We start from the raw sequence: 19556 nt of genomic DNA on the forward strand, positions 1-19556 counted from the left end.
GGCACGCTTGCAATCAGGCTCAGCTGTCGAGCGCCTTGTACTTCTCGCGCAGGTGGTTACGGATCCACACCGCCGAGAGGTTGAGGGAGGCGATCACCAGCACCAGCAGCAGTGCCGTGGCGTATACCAGCGGCCGTGCGGCTTCGACGTTCGGGCTCTGGAAGCCGACGTCATAGATGTGGAAGCCCAGGTGCATGATCTTCTGGTCCAGGTGCAGGTACGGGTAGTTGCCGTCCACCGGCAACGACGGCGCCAGCTTCACCACACCCACCAGCATCAGCGGCGCCACTTCGCCAGCGGCGCGGGCCACGGCGAGGATCATGCCGGTCATCATGGCCGGGCTGGCCATGGGCAAGACAATCTTCCACAGCGTCTCGGCCTTGGTCGCGCCCAAGGCCAGGGAGCCCTCGCGCACGGTGCGCGGAATGCGCGCCAGGCCTTCTTCGGTGGCCACGATCACCACCGGCACGGCCAGCAGGGCCAGGGTCAGCGATGCCCACAGCAAGCCCGGGGTACCCAGGGTAGGCGCCGGCAGTGCTTCGGGGAAGAACAGGCGGTCGATCGAGCCACCCAGCACATAGACGAAGAAGCCCAGGCCAAACACGCCGTAGACGATCGCCGGCACGCCGGCCAGGTTGTTCACGGCGATGCGGATCAGGCGCGTCACCGGCCCCTGCCTGGCGTACTCACGCAGGTAGACCGCAGCCAGCACGCCGAACGGGGTGACGATCACGGCCATGATCAGGGTCATCATCACGGTGCCGAAAATGGCCGGGAAGATACCGCCTTCGGTGTTGGCTTCACGCGGGTCGTCGCTGAGGAACTCCCAGACCTTGGCAAAGTAGGTACCCAACTTGGTGAAGCCAGACATACCGTTCGGCTGGATGGCGTGTACCACCTTGCTCAGGTTGATTTCCACTTCACGGCCGTTGCCATCGCGGGCGACCAGGCTGTCGCGGGCGAAGGCCTGGTGCAGGCCGGTCAGGCGGTCTTCGATAGCCTTGTAGCGGCTGTTCAGCTCGGCGCGGTCGGCATCCATGTCGGCCTGGGCAGCGGCGTCCAGCTTGCCATCCAGCTCCAGCTTGCGGGCCTGCAGGCGCAGGCGCTCGAGGCCATGGTTGATGGCACCGATGTCCTTTTTTTCCAGCTGCTGCAGCTCACCGTTGAGCTGGTTGGCGCGCTTGAGACGGGCCTGCAGTTCGTGCCAGGCAGCCGGGCCTTCGGCAACCACGCGGCCTTCTTCCTTGACGCTGACCAGGTAGCCGTAGAAGTTGCCCCACTCGCGGCGCTCCAGGGCGATCAGGTCGGCCGGGCGTTTTTCGTCAACCAGCCAGTCGCCGACCACCCAGGTGAAGTCGCTGCCGTTGAGGTCGCGGTTACCCACCTTGATCAGCTCGCGGGTCATGAACTCCGGCCCTTGGTCCGGTACCGGCAGGCCGGCACCCTTCAGGCGGGCACGGGGTACTTCTTCCTTTTGCACCACTTCGCCGATGACGACGTGGTCAGCCTGGCCCGGCACCTTGTAGGTGGCCTGGACGAGATCGGCCGGCCAGAAGTGGCCCAGGCCACGCACGGCAATCACCGCCAGCAGGCCGACGGTCATGATCACCGCCATGGCCACTGCGCCGCCGCTCATCCAGACGCCTGGGGCGCCGCTCTTGAACCAGCCTTTGAGGGAATCCTTTTTCACGGATCGCTACCTTTCTATCAAAGCGACGAGTATTTCTTGCGCAGACGCTGGCGAATCAGCTCGGCCAAGGTGTTCATGACGAACGTGAACATCAGCAGCACCAGGGCGGCCAGGAACAGCACGCGATAGTGGCTGCCGCCGACTTCCGATTCCGGCATTTCCACGGCCACGTTGGCGGCCAGGGTGCGCATGCCCTCGAACAGGTTCATTTCCATCACCGGGGTGTTGCCGGTGGCCATCAGCACGATCATGGTCTCGCCCACCGCACGGCCCATGCCGATCATCAGCGCCGAGAAGATACCCGGGCTGGCGGTGAGGATGACCACGCGGGTCAGGGTCTGCCAGGGCGTCGCACCCAGGGCCAGGGAGCCCAGGGTCAGGCTGCGCGGCACGCTGAACACGGCGTCTTCGGCAATGGAATAGATATTCGGAATGACCGCGAAGCCCATGGCGATACCCACGACCAAGGCGTTGCGCTGGTCATAGGTGATGCCGAGGTCGTTGGTGATCCACAGGCGCATGTCGCCGCCGAAGAACCAGCTTTCCAGGTGCGGGCTCATGGTCAGGGCGAACCAGCCGGTGAACAGGATGACCGGGATCAGGATCGCCGCTTCCCAGCCATCCGGCACACGCAAGCGGATCGACTCCGGCAGGCGGGTCCAGGTGAAGCCGGCCAGCAGGATGCCGAACGGCATCAGCAGGAACAGGCTGAACACACCAGGCAGGTGGCCTTCCAGGTACGGGGCCAGGAACAGGCCGGCAAAGAAGCCGAGGATCACCGTCGGCATCGCTTCCATCAGTTCGATCACCGGCTTGACCTTGCGGCGCATGCCTGGGGCCATGAAGTAGGCGGTGTAGATGGCGGCGGCGATGGCCAGCGGGGCGGCCAGGATCATTGCGTAGAACGCGGCTTTCAGGGTACCGAAGGTCAGCGGCGACAGGCTCAGCTTGGGCTCGAAGTCAGTGTTCGATGCAGTCGATTGCCAGACGTATTTCGGCTCGTCGTAGTTCTCGTACCACACCTTGCCCCACAGCGCGCTGAAAGACACTTCCGGGTGCGGGTTGCGCAGGCTCAGGGGCAGCAGTTTGCCGCCTTCTTCGATGATGATGCGGTTGGCGCGTGGCGACAGGGCCAGGATGCCCGGGCCTTCGGCAGCCGGCTCGACCAGCAGGGTGCGGTGCGCGGTGCTGTGGAACACGCCTAGCTTGCCGTCTGCGTCCAGGGCGATGAAGCCTTTGCGGCGCTCTTCGGCGTCAATCTGCACGACAGGCGCCTTGCCCATCTGGAAGGTGCGGATCTGCTTGAAGCGCGACTCGCCGTCCGGGTCGCGGGCCATGAACCACTGGGCCAGGCCGCCTTTGGAGTCCCCGATGATCAGCGAGATGCCACCCACCAGCTGGGCTGTGGCGGTAATTTCGATGTCAGCGCTGTCGGACAGCTTGTAGCGCCCATTTAGGCTCTTGTCGCGCAGGCTGAACACGTCAGCGGTGGCGCGGCCGTTGATCACATACAACCACTGCTGACGCGGGTCGATGAAGATGTTCTTTACCGCTTCGGTCATTTGCGGCAGTTCGATGCGGTTCTGCTCGGTGGTGACCTCTTCGGTCATCATGTTTTCCGTGCGCGTCAGTTGGACTACCTGCAAATGCGCACCGGTGGAGCCGGCCAGTACCAGGGTATCGCCATTGACGTTGACGCTGACGTGCTCCAGCGCACGGCCCTGTTCGTCGAGTACGAACGGCTGCTCGCCGTACGGGTAGTCGATGCCAGGGGTGATGGTTTTCTTGTTGTCCGGGTAGGTGATCTTGTAGGTGTGGTGGAACACCAGCGCCTGACCATTGGACAAGCCCAGCACCACCAGCGGGCTGCCCGGCTGATCGGCACTGATCGAAGTGACCTGGGTGCCTGCCGGCACGGGCAGGTCGACACGCATGAGCTCGTTACCGGTCTTGGTATCGAAGAACAATGCCTGGCCCTTGTCCGAAACACGCATCCCCACCAGGTTCTGCTCTTCAAGCGCGATCATCAGCGGCTTGCCGGCATCCTGCTGCAGCCAGGTCGGCGCCAGCGCTTGCTTGCTGGTCAGATGGGCGCCCTGGAACAGTGGCAGCACCACATAGGCCAGGTAGAAGAAGATCAGGGTGATGGCCGCCAGAACGGCAAGCCCGCCCACCAGCACATACCAGCGGGTCAGGCGGTCCTTGAGCGCACGCATGCGGCGCTTGCGTTGCAACTCGGGCGTATTGAAATCAATGCGCACGGGCTGGGAGTTTTGGGTCATGTTGGAATTGGCCAGATCATTCATGCGCACACCCTAGCGGTCCCGTGTGACAAAAACATTACAAAATGGTGACGCACGAAAGCCCGCCGCACAGGGAGCCTGGCTTCGGACTGAGAATTCGCGGAAGAGGCCGGGCATTAGCACCCGCCTCTTCTTCAGTTACTTACTTCTTTGCAACGTTACCGGCGTGCGACAGGCCCAGGTCAGCCAGGGTCTTGTCGACGACTTTGGCCGGCAGCGGGATGTAGCCATCCTTCACCACGACCTGCTGGCCAGCTTGCGACAGTACCAGCTTGACGAACTCGGCTTCCAGCGGGGCCAGAGGCTTGTTCGGGGCTTTGTTGACGTAGACGTAGAGGAAGCGCGACAGCGGGTATTTGCCGTTCAGGGCGTTTTCTTCGTTGTCTTCGATGTACTCGGTGCTGCCTTTCTTGGCCAGGGGAACAGTCTTGACGCTGGCGGTCTTGTAGCCGATACCCGAGTAGCCGATGCCGTTCAGCGAGCTGCTGATCGACTGCACGACCGAAGCCGAGCCAGGCTGTTCGTTGACGTTAGGCTTGAAGTCGCCTTTGCACAGGGCTTCTTCCTTGAAGTAGCCATAGGTGCCCGATACCGAGTTACGGCCAAACAGCTGCACTGGCTTGTTGGCCAGGTCGCCGGTCACACCCAGGTCGCCCCAGGTTTTCACGTCTGCTTTGCCACCGCACAGGCGGGTGGAGGAGAAGACCGCGTCGACCTGCTCCATGGTCAGGCCCTTGATCGGGTTGTCCTTGTGCACGAACACAGCCAAGGCGTCGACGGCGACCGGGATGGCGGTCGGCTTGTAGCCGTACTTCTGCTCGAAGGCCTGCAGCTCGACGTCCTTCATCTTGCGGCTCATCGGGCCGAGGTTGGCGGTGCCTTCGGTCAGCGCGGGTGGCGCGGTGGAGGAGCCGGCCGCCTGGATCTGGATGTTTACGTTCGGATATTCCTTCTTGTAGGCCTCGGCCCACAGCGTCATCAGGTTCGCCAGGGTGTCGGAGCCAACGCTGGAGAGGTTGCCCGATACACCGGTGGTCTTGGTGTAGGTCGGGATCGCAGGATCGACAGCGGCTACCGCGTTGGCAGTTGCAACGCCAGCGGCGGCAAAGGTGAGGGCCGCCATCAAACGCTTCAGTTTCATGCCTTGCTCCTAGCAGGAATATGGGGGTGTTGGATGGAACGGGCCCAAGTATCGGCAGGCCGCATGAACACGATATGACTTGAATGTGACAATTGGATGAAAGGCCATCACCGGTTGTCCGGGATGGCCTGACGTTATCTTGCTGGGAAACTGACGGCGCTAAAGCTCGCGCCGATCCCTGAACATGACATACAGCGGTGCCAGCCCAGCCTGCGGCGGAAACACCACGATGTAGTCATCGAATTGAACCTGTGTCAGATCCGTGAAGCGCTCTATGATAGGCACATTGGGCATGTGCAGATAGCTAATGCTCGGCGGCCGGAAGATGTCTATCGGCGCATAGGGCGCGCTGCCCTTCTGCCACAGGACGGTCACAGGCCCCCCGCTCTCGCTAGTGAATACGAAAGCCTGCCGACCGGCATCCCAACCCGCTTCCCGCACCCGCACGCGCGAGGGCACGATGGCGCCCTGCGTCGAAGTCATCAGCACATGGCAGTAACGGGTAAAGGGTTTGACACCTTTGGTGCTGCCGGAGCGGGCACCGCGCACCATGGAGCACAGACGCATGGGCAGATCCACCTCTGCCTGCTCAGCGGCAAGATCGGCCCAATCCTGCCGATCGTCGTCGAGTATTTCAGCAAGCGGCACCGTCAGCCCGAAGCGCGGGTCATCGCTTGGAGTTCCCTGCACAAACTCGATTAAATCCGCATATGTACCGGCGTGCTCACCTTGCACGGAGGTCGCCTGCCACTCCAGCTCTGCTACCGCCGAGCGCAGGGTCTTGATCAGATGGTGTTGCAGTTGGGCAACGTCACGGCTCACGCCCTGCGACGTCAGCAATGCCGGGTGCAGGCTTGAGGCATCAGCAGCCGCTGTCAACGTCAAAGGCCCATGGCCTGGGCCAGCCCCAGTGGCTTTGGCCAATTGGGCAATACATGCTTCCAGGCTTTCGATCAGTGTCACACCGCGAGCGTACAAAACGGAATGACGCCCTTGCGCCATGGTCAAGGCCGCAGCATGACGCTGGCTACCTGCATTGATTTCTTGCAGCGTTACGGCCTGAATCGCTGCGTCAAGGAAGGGACTGGTGGCATCGCGCACGGCACCGTCGAGTGCGAACTTGACCGACATTTGCAACCGCTCAAGTTGAAATACTGCCTGCGCAGCCAGGTGCTGAATGGATTCCAGAGCCCGCAGCGTAGCAAGGCTGGCAGCCAGTTGCTGTTCCGGCGTGCTGGCCACGGGGTCAATGGCCAGCTGTTGCTCAAGTGCAGCAAGCTGCAGCGTTGCCTGCTGCTCGGCGGCATGGACCTGCGCCACCAACTTGCGCACTTTCTCCAGATTGCGGGTGGAGGACTGGCTGGCACGCTGTTCGCTCGCCATGCTTCGAAGCGCTCTTGGCGACTGTGGATGCTGCCCCTTGAAGGCCGAAAGGCCATTTCTCTGGTGCCACGATTTGATTGTTGCAACGATATGCTCTGGCGAGTTTATAGCGCCGACGGCCTCGGCATTTGAGTAGAACAGAAGGTCGCTGCCGGCGGGGTGGCCAACTATCTGATCAAAATGATTGATGAGCGCGTTGTGCTCAGATTTCTGGCTCTCAACGTTCCATATAGTAGTAACTAGCGACAAGAAACTTTGCTCGTCGTAATCTTGCAGTCGGCTTTCAAGCTTCATCGTTTCTAACCTTCAAGACGAATCCAGACACGATGAAATCCGTAGTGTATGAATATATCAGCTCAAATTCTTCAAAGCCCACTGAAGACAGGGAGTACATATCCCAACCACCCGTTTCGCCTATGGGCGGTGGCAACACCAACTTTTCTCGTGATTTGATTGGATTTCCCCAAGCAGCTCGGACAGACACCTTATCCGAACAATTATAGGGCTGTGGCAGGTAACCGCCAAACTCTGGTTCACGTTCGACTCGCCTAATTATCGTAATAGTCACAGCTAGTAAAACCTTGGTTTCCGCATCAAAAACGAAACTAATTCCAGGTGCTGGTTCAAGATAAATTTTTATATCTCCATAAAAAAGCTTTATAAATCGAAGCTTAGGATCCAGCCCTATATCGAGCAATGCACGGTGAGTTTTTCCTAAGCATTTCAACCAACCCTCGACACCTAAGATTTCGTTCATGGCTTCACCTTTTCAACAAAATTTTTGAGCAATAGCGTGAGTTCCGTTTTTATGCCCTCAGCCCGCCCAGGGAGAAGCCCTGGCCTAAGCGCCTCAACATTATTTTCAATTGCCGCAAACAGGTCGGTAGCATCCTTCTGTTGTTTCGCTCTGGTGTTACGCCCCCTAAAGGTTTCACTGTAATTTCGATGCACATTTTCAGGTATGATGACAGCAGGGGCCTGCCTCAGAAGGGCGCGGATCTCATGAGACGACAATTCCGGAGCAATCTCCTCGAACCACCACCTTAACGCTGCTTGAGAGGGTATGTGATCAACATCCATATCATCCTTTATACTCCTACGCCCCAACTCACCAGCCTTACCCGTTTCATTCTCAACCGCCGGTTCATTGTTGACTAAACCTGGTTCGGGTAATTCATCATCTCCACCAAACCCAGGAATTATGGCTCCTGTCTCGTCCAGATTCTCGCCAGGAAGTATTTCAAGACTTGGCCCCACAGGATCCAAGGTATCGCCTGGCAGAATGCCCGGCAGTAACGGCCCCTCCGGCAAGGGTGTCGGGCCGAGCAGCTCCGCGCCTGGGGCCGCCAATGGCGTCCAGGTGCGTGATGGCTGGCCCTGAACAGTGCCGGCATCGAACTCAAGGGCCAGACTGGCGGCGAACCACGGCTTGAACGGCAGGACCACTGCCGACACGCCTTGAGTGTCCGCTGGTGTGTGGATCCTTAGCTGATCAAGGTTGTACAGCCCCGAGCCAACATCAGCAGCTCCAACATGACGAAGCTCAAACTCGTGTCGCGCGCCGCTCCAACTTGCTCGCGGGGCCACGGGTGGAAAGCCCCTGATGATTCGACGCTGATTCACCTCATCGAACTGATCGAGCAACCCCTGCTCCGCCGCAATGGCCCGCCATACCGCACTTTCGAAAGCCGGTATGCCGGTGAACGAGCGGCCGCGTAGCTGGTTACCAACCTGCGCCGGCATTGCTACGCCAGCCGCAGCGCCTTTCCCGGGCCACCAGTCAGCGCCAGCCACCTGGCCATTACCGCTGACAACACCAGTACCCGCCGGAGAAACTACGAATGAAAAGTACTGAGGCAGCTGACCTGGGATACAGACGATGCAGTCATCGAAGCGAAGGTCAACGCCAGCGCCAATCTCTGCAGCTTGTGGCTCAAGCGCGAGCATCCGGCCGTTGGACGGGCTTCCAGGCACCGCGGTAGCGTTACCCAGAACGATGGTTTTACTGTCCGGCGTCTCTGCCTCGACGCGGTAGGTATCGGTGACGGGGTCGTAGACGGCATTCCTGACCCGGACTTCGGGTGCGATTCCGGCGCCTGTGGCGGCCACCGCTATCGCACTGCCACCCGGTATATGCTCAACTTTGATACGCTGACTTAAGTGGGCTGTACCACCCGCATCAGCTATGGCTTGCAGATCCTGCCCTGGCGCAATGCCCAACAGGTCTGCACGCACCCCCAAACCTTCGAAGTGCCGCCGACGCTGGGCTTCGGTCAACTCGCCATTACCCAGCTCCGGCGAGTACAACATGGCGGTAGTCGAGAGACCGACCGCCTGACCAAGGCGAATGGCTGCAACCCTCAGCACTTCCTTGGCCGCACTGGCTATCGCCTGCTCGATAGCCGTTGCCAGCTCAGCCGCAACCTGCGCCCCTGCCTGGCCAAGCAGCACACCCCCAGCGGACGCAGCCGCTACTGGCACGGTCAGCGTGGCGGCCTCCTTCAATCGAACAAGGCGCCGGTCTTCGTCCACCTGCTGCTTGTAGCGAATTCTGGATTCGCGCAGCTCAGCGTATTGCCGCTGACGCTCCCATTCCGCCTCCCTGGCGCGCCAGAGCTGTTCCTGTTGGGCATGCTCTACGGCCAGCTCGGCTGAACGCTGCGACAGCTGGGCAATTGCCTCCTGCAGCAAACGAGCCTCTGAGGCCGCTACATACGCTGTTTCCCAGCCCTGATGCAGTTGCTGCATTTGTTGCGCGGTCGCCAGCCCGGCCAGTCGGGCGGTGTATGTACCTGCATCAGCATCATGGCCAGCAAATGCCCCGGCCAACGCCTGCCGACTCGCCAACTCAAGCTGCTTGGCGGCTATAAGCCCTTGGGTTTCGTTTTGCGCTTTGGTGATCTGATAAAGCTGCCAACGCTCACTGCCGTCGTATTCCGGGCGTTTGCGCGCTGCGTTGATCTCTTGCTGTAGCGCCTGTGCCAAGCCTTGTGCCTGGCCAGCGAAATGCGCATCAAGTTGCACGCGCCGATCTTCACGTGCCTGGCTATGAGCCTCCACTTGCTGTCGGTGTAATGCAGCCAGCATTTCGGCATGAGCCCGTGCGGCTGCCGCTTGGCGCGCCTGTTCCTCTGCGCGGGCTTGTGCCAGGGCAGCAGCCCGCGCTCTGGCACGCTTCTTCCGGCGGCGACGGCTGGAACCGCCAAAGCCACCACCGAAGCCACCACCGCCACCAATGCTGAAAAAGCCGCCCCCGCCGCTACTGGAGCCAGAGGAGCCTGGGGTGATAACGACATCACCCGTGGAACTGTCATGAAGTGTGTTTTGAGCCATACAGATTCTCCTTCTCTGTATGGCTCACGCTGACGATCTAGCAGTCGGGGACTGCGTTACATATTCCTCTGTCCTTGTTCACTTCTTTCAGCATGTTACGAGCAGGATGCGGCCATAAAAGCGTTCAGGCATCTGGGGTCTGCGTTAACCGTTTCAACGTTTGTTGGCGAGCAGGTACAGGCCGACAGCCAGACCCACGGCACACAACCCCGCCACATAGTAGGCCGGCGCCATCGGGCTGACCTTGAGCAGTGCTGTCACCACCATCGGCGTCAACCCGCCAAAGATCGCGTAGGCCACGTTGTACGAGAACGACAGCCCGCTGAAACGCACCGCCGCCGGGAACGCCTTGACCATCACATAGGGCACCGCGCCAATCACCCCCACGCACAGGCCGGTCAGCGCATACAGCGGGAACAGCAGCTCGGGCCGGGTCGGCAGGCTGTGGTAGAAGGTCCAGGAACTGGCCAGCAGCAACAGACTACCGATCACGAACACCCGGCCCGCTCCAAAGCGGTCGGCCAGGCTGCCGGCACCGATGCAGCCGAAGCTGAGCAGCACGATGGCCATGCTGTTGGCCTTGAGCGAGTCGATCGGGGTGATGTGGTAGAAGCTCTGCAGCAGCGCGGGGGTCATCAGGATGACCACCACGATGCCGGCGGACAGCATCCAGGTCAGCAGCATCGACAGGATGATCGGGCCCCGGTGGTCACGCAGCACCGCGCGCAGCGGCAATTCCTCGGCCAACGCCTTGCGTTGCTGCATCTCGGCGAATACCGGGGTTTCGTGCAGCCAGCGGCGCAGGTACACCGAGAACAGGCCGAACACACCGCCGAGCAGGAACGGAATCCGCCAGGCGTAATCGGCCACTTCTTCGGCGCTGTACACGCTGTTGATCAGGGTCGCCACCAGCGAGCCCAGCAAAATGCCCGCCGTCAGGCCCGCGGTCAGGGTGCCGCAGGCGTAGCCGGTGTTGCGCGCAGGCACATGTTCGGACACGAACACCCAGGCGCCCGGGACCTCGCCACCGATTGCCGCGCCCTGTATCACACGCATCAGCAGCAGCAGGATCGGCGCCCACATGCCGATCTGGGCATAAGTGGGCAGCAGGCCCATGATCAGGGTTGGCAGGGCCATCATGAAGATGCTCAGGGTGAACATCTTCTTGCGCCCGAGCAGGTCACCGAAGTGGGCCATGATGATGCCGCCCAGCGGCCGCGCCAGGTAGCCAGCGGCGAAGATGCCGAAGGTTTGCATCAGGCGCAGCCACTCGGGCATGTCGGCCGGGAAGAACAGCTTGCCCACCACCGTGGCGAAGAACACGAAGATGATGAAGTCGTAGAACTCCAGCGCGCCGCCCAGGGCGGACAGTGAGAGGGTCTTGTAGTCACTGCGGGTCAGCGGCCGCGAGGGCTGCTCGATACTGCTGGGCACGGAAGTCATCGCTCGTTGTTCTCTTTGTAGGGCATGCAGGCCGCTTGGCACGCGGCTTCTGGATTAGGGGACAAGCGAAGATAGCAAATAGCCGAGCTGCGCTGAAAGCGATACAAAATCCCTATACATATTCATGAATGCGCGGTCGTCGCTGACCGTTATGCTCTATATACTGGCAATTCGTAGGAAAAGGTTGCCCCTAACGTGGGATGTTGTGCGAAAACGCCGGTCAGTATTGTCAGACGGTTTCGCAGAGTTTCCCTACGGCCGCCCAGTGAAACGAAATCGGCGTAGTATGTTTCCAGCTGAATCGTTTACCCGGCCTTTGCGCCACACCAACGAAAAGCGTCACGGGTCAGAGGCCCCATCGCATGATTGAGCTCGAACAAGAAGATCCAATCCCACAAGGCGACCTGGCCTTGCAGATCACCGCATTGCCGCGCGAGACCAACGGCTTTGGCGACATCTTCGGCGGCTGGCTGGTTGCCCAGATGGACCTGGCCGGCACTGCCATGGCCAGCCGGGTCGCCGGTGGCCGCGTGGCAACCGTCGCCATCGACCGCATGGCCTTTCTGGTACCGGTCGCGGTGGGCGCGCAGCTGTCGTTCTATACCCAGACCCTGGAGATCGGCCGCAGCTCGATCCGGATGATGGTCGAAGTGTGGAGCGATGACCCGCTGTCCAGCGAATGGCGCAAGGTCACCGAAGCGGTATTCGTCTTCGTCGCCATCGACGGCAGTGGCCGCACCCGCTCCGTGCCTCGTCGCTGAGCCACGCCGGCGGTAAACTCATTGCATGTGCCCGGGTCCAAGGCCCACTGGCAATCAATGAGATGAATGCAATGGCTACCTACCAGGTCGTAACCGAGCAACATGGCGAACTGAACTGCTGGCGAATCAGCAGCGAACGCGCCGAACTCCTGGTCGCCCAGCAGGGCGCACAGATCCTCAGCTACCAGCGGGTCGGCGAGCCGCCGCTGCTGTGGCTGAGCGACCAGGCCATCTTCCGCCAGGGCAAGTCGGTTCGCGCAGGGGTGCCGGTGTGCTGGCCATGGTTCGGCAACCTGCAGCGCAACCCCCAGGCCGTGCAGGCCATGTACCACGGTGAACAGGCGCCTGCTCACGGGCTGGCGCGCTCACGTGACTGGCAGTTGCTGGGCATCGAGGAAGCAGGCGACGGCCTGCGTATCGAGTTCGAGCTGCCTGAGGCGCAGGGCGACCTGCCCGGCTGGCCCCATGACGTCGAGCTGAAGCTGGTGGTGGAGCTGGGTGACGAGCTGAAGCTGAGGCTTACCAGCCGCAACATGGGCAATACCCCGGTTACCATCAGCCAGGCGCTGCACAGTTACTTCGCGGTCAGCGATGTACGACAGGCACGGGTCGAAGGGGTCGAGGGGCTGGGCTATGTCGAGACCCTGGCTGACTGGGAACAGCGCCAGCAGCAAGGGCCGCTGGCGTTTGCCGGGGAGACGGACCGGATCTACCTCGATACCCCGCAGACGCTGAGCATTGTCGACCCGCACTGGAACCGGCGGATTACCTTGACCAGCAGTGGTTCGCGCTCGGCGGTGATCTGGAACCCGTGGACCGAGCGGGCCAAGGAGCTGCCGGACATGGCTGACGATGGCTGGCAGCGGATGCTGTGCATCGAGACGGCGAATGTTTGGGATGACCTGGTGGAGCTGGAGCCAGGGGCCAGCAGTTCGCTTGGGGTCAGGATTGGTTGTGAAATGATCTAACAGGCTTGTTGCCTGATCTGGCCTCATCGCCGGCAAGCCAGCTTCCACAGGTCCGCCACAGGTCTTGAACCCTGTGTAATTCCTGTGGGAGCTGGCTTGCCGGCGATGAGGCCGGTACAAGCAATCAAAGGTCGGCGTCTTCCACCACCCTCACCTTCCCCGCATCCAGCGCATAGGCCGCATCGGCCAGGTCATTGCTGACCTTCTCCACCTTCAACGTGCCGCTGACCCACAGCGGTGTGTAGATGTCATCGATCTTCAACCCTTTCGGGTAGCGCACCAGCACCAGCTGGTTAGGCGGCGGTGGTGGTACATGGATGCACGCCCCAGGGTAAGGCACCAGGAAGAACAGCGTGCTGTTGCCCTTGGCATCACTTTCCAGCGGCACCGGGTAACCGCCCAGGCGAATGTCCTTGCCGTTCATGCCCGCCACGGTCTTGGTCGAGTACATCACCGCCGGCAAGCCCTTGCTCTGCTTCAGGCCGCCCTTGTCGGTAAAGGTACCCATGGCTTCCGGCGAGTTGTGGTCGATTTCGGGCATTTGCTCAAGCGCCTTCTGATCCGACTTGGGCATCAGCTCCAGCCAGTCGGTTTCAGGCAGTTCGGCATGGGCCAGGGCGCTGGCCAACAGCAGGGGGACAAGGAAAAAGGCACGCATGGAAATGCTCGGCAACTCGGATGAATTGCCGGGCATTCTAACCACTATTCAGCGTTTCTTGATGAATCCGTAGATCACCAGAAGGACCACGGCACCGACCAGCGCGCCAAAGAAGCCCGCCGCCTGCCCGGCCTGGTAAATACCCAGTGCCTGGCCGCCATAGGTGGCCAGTAAGGAGCCGGCAATACCCAGCAGGATGGTCATGATCCAGCCCATGCTGTCGTCGCCCGGCTTGATGAAGCGGGCCAGCAGGCCGACGATGAGGCCGATGAAGATGGTTCCAATGATGCCCATGGCAATCCCTCTGCGGTTCGAAGATGGAACAAGCCAAAGCCTAGACAGCGCTTTGGCTTGTTGCCATTTTCAGAGGGCAAGCCGGTGACAGAAGTTCGATCAGTTGCTGATCAGGGCTTCTACTTCGGCAATTTTGCGCTCGAGGGTAGCCATGTCATGGCAGCGCAGGGTGGCGTGGCCAACCTTGCGGCCTACCTTGAAGGCCTTGCCGTAGTGGTGCAGGTGGCAGTCGCCGATGGCGACAACCTTGTCCACAGCCGGCACTTCACCGATGAAGTTGAGCATCGCGCTCTCGCCCACCTTGGCCGTCGAGCCCAGCGGCAGGCCGGCGACGGCACGCAGGTGGTTCTCGAACTGGCTGCACTCGGCGCCTTCGATGGTCCAGTGCCCGGAGTTGTGCACACGTGGGGCGATTTCGTTGGCCTTCAGGCCACCGTCGACTTCGAAGAACTCGAAGGCCATCACGCCTACATAGTCCAGCTTCTGCAGCACGCGGCCAACATAGTCTTCGGCCAGGGCCTGCAGCGGGTGCGTCTGACTGGCCACCGACAGGCGCAGGATGCCGCTTTCGTGGGTGTTGTGCACCAGCGGATAGAAGCGGGTTTCGCCATCACGGGCACGCACGGCCACCAGCGACACTTCACCGGTGAACGGCACAAAGCCTTCCAACAGGCACGGCACGCTGCCCAGCTCAGCGAAGGTGCCTACCACGTCTTCTGGCGTGCGCAGCACCTTCTGGCCTTTGCCGTCGTAACCCAGGGTGCGGGTTTTCAGCACCGCCGGCAGGCCAATGCTGGCCACTGCGGCGTCCAGGTCTGCCTGCGAGAGGATGTCGGCGAAGGCCGGGGTCGGGATACCCAGGTCGCGGAACATGCTTTTTTCGAACAGGCGGTCACGGGCGATGCGCAGCGCTTCGGCGCTTGGGTAGACCGGCACGAATTGCGAGAGGAAGGCCACGGTCTCGGCCGGGACGCTTTCGAACTCAAAGGTGACCAGGTCGACTTCGTCGGCCAGCTGACGCAGGTGGTCCTGGTCGCCGTAGTCGGCACGCAGGTGCTCGCCCAACGGCGCGGCGCAGGCGTCCGGTGCCGGGTCGAGGAAGGCGAAGTTCATGCCCAGCGGGGTTCCCGCCAAGGCCAGCATGCGGCCCAGCTGGCCGCCACCGATTACACCAATCTTCATGGGTTGAGCCTCAAGCCTGGCGCGGGTCTGGGTTGTCCAGCACGGTGTCGGTCTGTTCCGTGCGGAACTGCTTGAGCGCCGCGTGATACTGCGGGTATTTGGCGCCCAGGATGCTGGCCGACAGCAGTGCAGCGTTGATCGCACCGGCACGGCCGATGGCCAGGGTGGCAACCGGTACACCGGCTGGCATCTGCACGATCGACAGCAGCGAATCGACGCCCGACAGCATCGACGACTGCACCGGCACGCCCAGCACCGGCAGGTGGGTCTTGGCGGCGCACATGCCTGGCAGGTGGGCTGCGCCGCCGGCACCGGCGATGATCACCTCGATGCCACGGCCTTCGGCCTCTTCGGCATACTGGAACAGCAGATCCGGGGTGCGGTGGGCGGAAACCACCTTCACTTCGTAGGGAATGCCGAGTTTTTCCAGCATATCGGCGGTGTGGCTAAGGGTGGACCAATCGGACTTGGAGCCCATGATCACGCCAACCAGTGCACTCATCGTCGAGCCTCTTCGCTTGTGCGCCCTTGGGCGCGTCAAAAAACAACAAGCCACGCGGGACGACCGGCGTGGCTTGTTTGCTGATCAGGACCGGACGCATCCGGTCGAAAGGCCGCGCAGTATACCGTAAGGTGGTGCGTTTAAGGCACCCCGGCGACCAACTGTCGCCCCTTATTTTTCGGGGCTTTGGCTGACTTTTGGGTCAACCGCGGCCGCACCTTCCAGCTTGCGCCACAACAGCCGTACGTTGGCCTTGCGAACCAGGGCGCAGCGGTACAGGCGGATCTCCAGCGGCACATGCCACTGGCTGCCGCCGCAGATGGCCAGTTCGCCCCGTTCCAGCTCGCCGCGCATCGACAGGCGCGGCACCCAGGCGATGCCCATGCCTTCCAGCGCCATGCTCTTGAGACTGTCGGCCATGGCGGTTTCATAGACGGTGGTATAGCGCAGGTTACGCTGGCGCAGCAGCAAATTGACCGAGCGCCCCAGGAACGCGCCTGCGGTATAGGCCAGCAGCGGCACGCTGCCCTCGCCTTCCAGGTCGAACAACGGCTTGCCTTCGGCATCCACGGCACACACCGGCAGCATTTCGGTGGTGCCCATGTGCAACGACGGGAAGATCTCGGCATCCATCTGCAGGGCCGCGTCCGGGTCATAGAACGCCAACATCAGATCGCAGCCGCCTTCGCGTAATGCATGCACGGCATCCCCGACGTTAGTCGCAACCAGGCGGGTGGCGATGTTCAAACCGTCGTTGCGCAACTGGGCCACCCAACGGGGGAAAAAGCCCGACGCCAGCGAGTGCGCCGCAGCCACCTGCACCACCTCACCCTGACCGCCCTCAAGATGATGCAAATGGCGGAGAATTTCGCTCAACTGGTCGACAACAGTACGCGCCGTGACGAGAAACAGTTGACCGGCCTCGGTCAGCTCGATCGGTGTGCGGGAACGGTTCACCAGTTGCAGCCCCAACGCCGCTTCAAGGCTGCGAATGCGCCGGCTGAAGGCCGGTTGGGTGACGAAACGCCGCTCTGCCGCCTGGGAAAAACTGCGGGTGGCGGCCAGTGCGCTGAAATCTTCCAGCCATTTGCTTTCAAGGTTCACGAAGCACATCTCCCGGCATGCACCAAAATGGAACACGCTCGAATGTCAATTGGCGTCACATGAAACACTATGCCGTTTGTGCATAGGTTAGCGTGCAACAGCATTGGCCGCAAAATCACCTTCAGGCCTAGGATTGGCGCCATTCCGGCATGTGCCGGGTCAAAATCGAGATGATATACATCATGTCCTCCGCTGCATCGTTCCGCGTCGAAAAAGATCTGTTGGGTACCCTTGAAGTTCCTGCTGATGCCTACTACGGCATCCAGACCCTGCGCGCTGCCAACAACTTCCACCTCTCCGGCGTTCCGCTGTCGCACTACCCGAAACTGGTAGTCGGCCTGGCGATGGTCAAGCAGGCAGCTGCTGACGCCAACCGTGAGCTGGGGCACTTGAGCGATGCCAAGCACGCCGCGATCAGCGCAGCCTGCGCACGACTGATCAAGGGCGACTACCACGAGCAGTTCGTGGTGGACATGATTCAAGGCGGTGCTGGTACTTCCACCAACATGAACGCCAACGAAGTCATCGCCAACATCGCGCTGGAGGCCATGGGCCACCAGAAGGGTGAGTACCAGTACCTGCACCCGAACAACGATGTGAACATGGCGCAGTCGACCAACGACGCCTACCCGACCGCTATCCGTCTGGGCCTGCTGCTGGGTCACGACGCGCTGCTGGCCAGCCTCGACAGCCTGATCCAGGCCTTCGCTGCCAAGGGTAAAGAATTCGACCATGTACTGAAGATGGGCCGTACCCAGCTGCAGGACGCCGTGCCGATGACCCTGGGCCAGGAATTCCGCGCCTTCGCCACCACCATGACCGAAGACCTCAACCGTCTGCGTTCGCTGGCGCCTGAGCTGCTGACCGAAATCAACCTGGGTGGTACTGCCATCGGTACCGGCATCAACGCCGACCCAGGCTACCAGATGCTCGCTGTACAGCGCCTGGCAATCATCAGCGGCCAGCCGCTGGTACCGGCTGCCGACCTGATCGAAGCCACCTCCGACATGGGTGCCTTCGTGCTGTTCTCCGGCATGCTCAAGCGCACCGCCGTCAAGCTGTCGAAGATCTGCAACGACCTGCGCCTGCTGTCCAGCGGCCCGCGCACCGGCATCAACGAGATCAACCTGCCAGCGCGTCAGCCAGGCAGCTCGATCATGCCAGGCAAGGTCAACCCGGTTATCCCGGAAGCCGTCAACCAAGTCGCCTTCGCCATCATGGGCAACGACCTGGCCCTGACTGTCGCCGCCGAAGGTGGCCAGCTGCAGTTGAACGTGATGGAACCGCTGATCGCCTACAAGATCTTCGACTCGATCCGCCTGCTGCAACGCGCCATGGACATGCTGCGCGAGCACTGCATCGTCGGCATCACTGCCAACGAACAGCGCTGCCGTGAACTGGTCGAGCACTCGATCGGCCTGGTCACCGCCCTGAACCCGTACATCGGCTACGAAAACGCCACCCGTATCGCCCGCGTTGCCCTGGAAACGGGCCGCGGCGTACTGGAACTGGTGCGCGAAGAGAAGCTGCTGGACGAAGAGATGCTCAACGACATCCTGCGTCCGGAAAACATGATCGCTCCACGTCTGGTGCCGCTGAAGGCGTAACCAGGCTGCTGCAAACTGTCTCACCAGGTTAAGGGACTAGACACCTCTCAACCTTTCAAGGCCCGAGCGATTGCTTCGGGCCTTTTTTTTGCCTGCTGGATTTTGGGGCCGCTTTGCGGCCCTCGGATATCGGCACACAACTTGCTCCATAATGCGTCCCAGCCCCACGGGATTACCCAGCATGCTGCACAGTCACCTGACCACTCTGAACGCAGTTTCGCTGATCCTCAACGTCTTCCAGGCAGACGGTTGCGAGGCTTCGGCATTGCTGGCCGGCAGCGGCATCGGCCCGGCAGACCTGGGGCACGCCGATGCACGCATCACCACCCAGCAGGAACTGCAGGTGTGCGCCAACGCCGTGGCCCGGCGCGAAGACATCGGCCTGGAGCTGGGCCGGCGCATGCATGTGTCGTGCTACGGCATGCTCGGTTACGCATTGCTCTCCAGTGCCACTTTGGGTGACGCCTTGCGCCTGGCGTTGCAGTACCCGGCACTGCTGGGAACAGTCTTCAAGCTGAACTTGCTCGACGACGGCCAACGCGTCTGGCTCAGCGCCAGCGACTATCACGACAGCCCGGCGCTGAACGCATTCAACGCCGAGTTCTGCCTGGTGTCGCTGAGAGTCATCTGCGACGACCTGCTTGGCCGCCCCTTGCCGCTGCTTGGTGCCCGCTTCGAACACCCTCGCCCCGGTTATCACGCGCTTTATGCCGATGCATTTCAATGCCCGATCGGTTTCGCCGCCGAGGACAATGCCTTTGCCTTCGAACGGCGATGGCTGGATACGCCGCTGCCGCTGGCCGACCCGATTACCCACAAAGCCATGAGCGAACGCTGCCGGCGCCTGAACCTTGAGTTCACGGGGCGCCAGGCTTGGCTGGGGCGGATTCGTCAGCTACTGGCGCAGCAACTGGATGCAGCCCCTGGGCTGGAAGGCCTGGCACGGCAGATGAACTGCTCGTCGCGCACCCTGCGCCGGCATTTGCAGGCGTTGGGCAGCAGTTATCAACAGCTGCTGGATGAGCTCAGGTTCGAACGGGCCAAGCAGTTGCTGGCCGATGAGCAGATGCCGATCTACCAGATTGCCGAGACGCTGGGGTTCAGCGAGACGGCCAGTTTCCGCCATGCGTTTCAGCGCTGGAGCGGTGTGGCGCCCAGCCACTTTCGCGGTTGACCTGTTCCGGCCC

General features: G+C 61.5%; 16 protein-coding genes. 4 read left to right on the forward strand and 12 right to left on the reverse strand.

All coding sequences use genetic code 11. The features are described 5' to 3' along the window. Positions 1–19: 19 nt before the first annotated feature. The 7 genes from pstA to QQL85_RS24425 all read right to left on the reverse strand — a co-directional run bounded on the left by pstA (position 20) and on the right by QQL85_RS24425 (position 11293). Positions 20–1636 (reverse strand): phosphate ABC transporter permease PstA, encoded by a 1617-nt coding sequence (pstA, locus tag QQL85_RS24395; protein ID WP_284357051.1) that lies wholly within the window; start codon positions 1634–1636, stop codon positions 20–22. Between the two features lie 71 nt (positions 1637–1707). Further along, the gene (locus QQL85_RS24400; protein ID WP_284357022.1) at positions 1708–3996 is read right to left on the reverse strand and encodes an ABC transporter permease subunit; all 2289 of its coding nucleotides are present in this window, start codon (positions 3994–3996) and stop codon (positions 1708–1710) included. A 139-nt stretch (positions 3997–4135) separates the two neighbouring features. Beyond that, positions 4136–5134 carry a phosphate ABC transporter substrate-binding protein PstS gene (locus QQL85_RS24405; RefSeq protein ID WP_086976579.1) on the reverse strand — a complete coding sequence of 333 codons (999 nt, stop codon included), beginning with the start codon at positions 5132–5134 and terminating at the stop codon, positions 4136–4138. 159 nt (positions 5135–5293) lie between these two features. Beyond that, positions 5294–6811, reverse strand: a complete 1518-nt coding sequence (locus tag QQL85_RS24410; RefSeq protein WP_284357021.1) for an S-type pyocin domain-containing protein — start codon at positions 6809–6811, stop codon at positions 5294–5296. Beyond that, complete coding sequence (locus QQL85_RS24415; protein WP_284357020.1) at positions 6801–7274, reverse strand: hypothetical protein; 474 nt, start codon at positions 7272–7274, stop codon at positions 6801–6803. Before QQL85_RS24415 ends, QQL85_RS24410 begins: the two co-directional genes overlap by 11 nt. Further along, positions 7271–9850 (reverse strand): S-type pyocin domain-containing protein, encoded by a 2580-nt coding sequence (locus QQL85_RS24420; protein WP_284357019.1) that lies wholly within the window; start codon positions 9848–9850, stop codon positions 7271–7273. The genes QQL85_RS24415 and QQL85_RS24420 overlap by 4 nt, the downstream gene beginning before the upstream one ends. Before the next feature lie 153 nt (positions 9851–10003). Further along, the gene (locus tag QQL85_RS24425) at positions 10004–11293 is read right to left on the reverse strand and encodes an MFS transporter (RefSeq protein WP_284357018.1); all 1290 of its coding nucleotides are present in this window, start codon (positions 11291–11293) and stop codon (positions 10004–10006) included. Positions 11294–11655: 362 nt separating this feature from the next. Between QQL85_RS24425 and QQL85_RS24430 the strand changes: the two genes are divergently transcribed. Further along, a complete protein-coding gene (locus QQL85_RS24430) occupies positions 11656–12054 on the forward strand; it encodes an acyl-CoA thioesterase (protein ID WP_016712731.1) in 399 nt (132 codons plus the stop codon). 71 nt (positions 12055–12125) lie between these two features. Beyond that, positions 12126–13022, forward strand: a complete 897-nt coding sequence (locus QQL85_RS24435; protein WP_284357017.1) for a D-hexose-6-phosphate mutarotase — start codon at positions 12126–12128, stop codon at positions 13020–13022. A 124-nt stretch (positions 13023–13146) separates the two neighbouring features. Here the strand turns inward: QQL85_RS24435 and QQL85_RS24440 are convergent, their stop codons facing one another. The 5 genes from QQL85_RS24440 to QQL85_RS24460 all read right to left on the reverse strand — a co-directional run bounded on the left by QQL85_RS24440 (position 13147) and on the right by QQL85_RS24460 (position 16762). Further along, positions 13147–13680 (reverse strand): DUF3299 domain-containing protein, encoded by a 534-nt coding sequence (locus QQL85_RS24440; RefSeq protein WP_284357016.1) that lies wholly within the window; start codon positions 13678–13680, stop codon positions 13147–13149. A gap of 48 nt (positions 13681–13728) precedes the next feature. After that, positions 13729–13974, reverse strand: coding sequence for a GlsB/YeaQ/YmgE family stress response membrane protein (locus tag QQL85_RS24445; protein WP_010955824.1), 246 nt, complete (start codon positions 13972–13974; stop codon positions 13729–13731). A 99-nt stretch (positions 13975–14073) separates the two neighbouring features. Further along, on the reverse strand, positions 14074–15156 hold the full coding sequence (locus QQL85_RS24450) for a 5-(carboxyamino)imidazole ribonucleotide synthase (protein WP_284357015.1): 1083 nt from the start codon (positions 15154–15156) through the stop codon (positions 14074–14076). A 10-nt stretch (positions 15157–15166) separates the two neighbouring features. Continuing rightward, positions 15167–15658, reverse strand: a complete 492-nt coding sequence (purE, locus tag QQL85_RS24455; RefSeq protein WP_016489856.1) for a 5-(carboxyamino)imidazole ribonucleotide mutase — start codon at positions 15656–15658, stop codon at positions 15167–15169. Positions 15659–15829: 171 nt separating this feature from the next. Further along, positions 15830–16762 (reverse strand): LysR substrate-binding domain-containing protein, encoded by a 933-nt coding sequence (locus tag QQL85_RS24460; RefSeq protein ID WP_161751324.1) that lies wholly within the window; start codon positions 16760–16762, stop codon positions 15830–15832. 182 nt (positions 16763–16944) lie between these two features. Between QQL85_RS24460 and aspA the strand changes: the two genes are divergently transcribed. Both aspA and QQL85_RS24470 read left to right on the forward strand, forming a co-directional pair. Beyond that, positions 16945–18369, forward strand: coding sequence for an aspartate ammonia-lyase (gene aspA, locus QQL85_RS24465; RefSeq protein WP_024717848.1), 1425 nt, complete (start codon positions 16945–16947; stop codon positions 18367–18369). A 181-nt stretch (positions 18370–18550) separates the two neighbouring features. After that, the gene (locus tag QQL85_RS24470) at positions 18551–19543 is read left to right on the forward strand and encodes an AraC family transcriptional regulator (protein ID WP_284357014.1); all 993 of its coding nucleotides are present in this window, start codon (positions 18551–18553) and stop codon (positions 19541–19543) included. The last annotated feature ends 13 nt before the right edge of the window (positions 19544–19556 follow it).

Source organism: Pseudomonas putida (assembly GCF_030159595.1).
GTDB classification, from domain to species: Bacteria; Pseudomonadota; Gammaproteobacteria; order Pseudomonadales; family Pseudomonadaceae; genus Aquipseudomonas; species Aquipseudomonas putida_AC.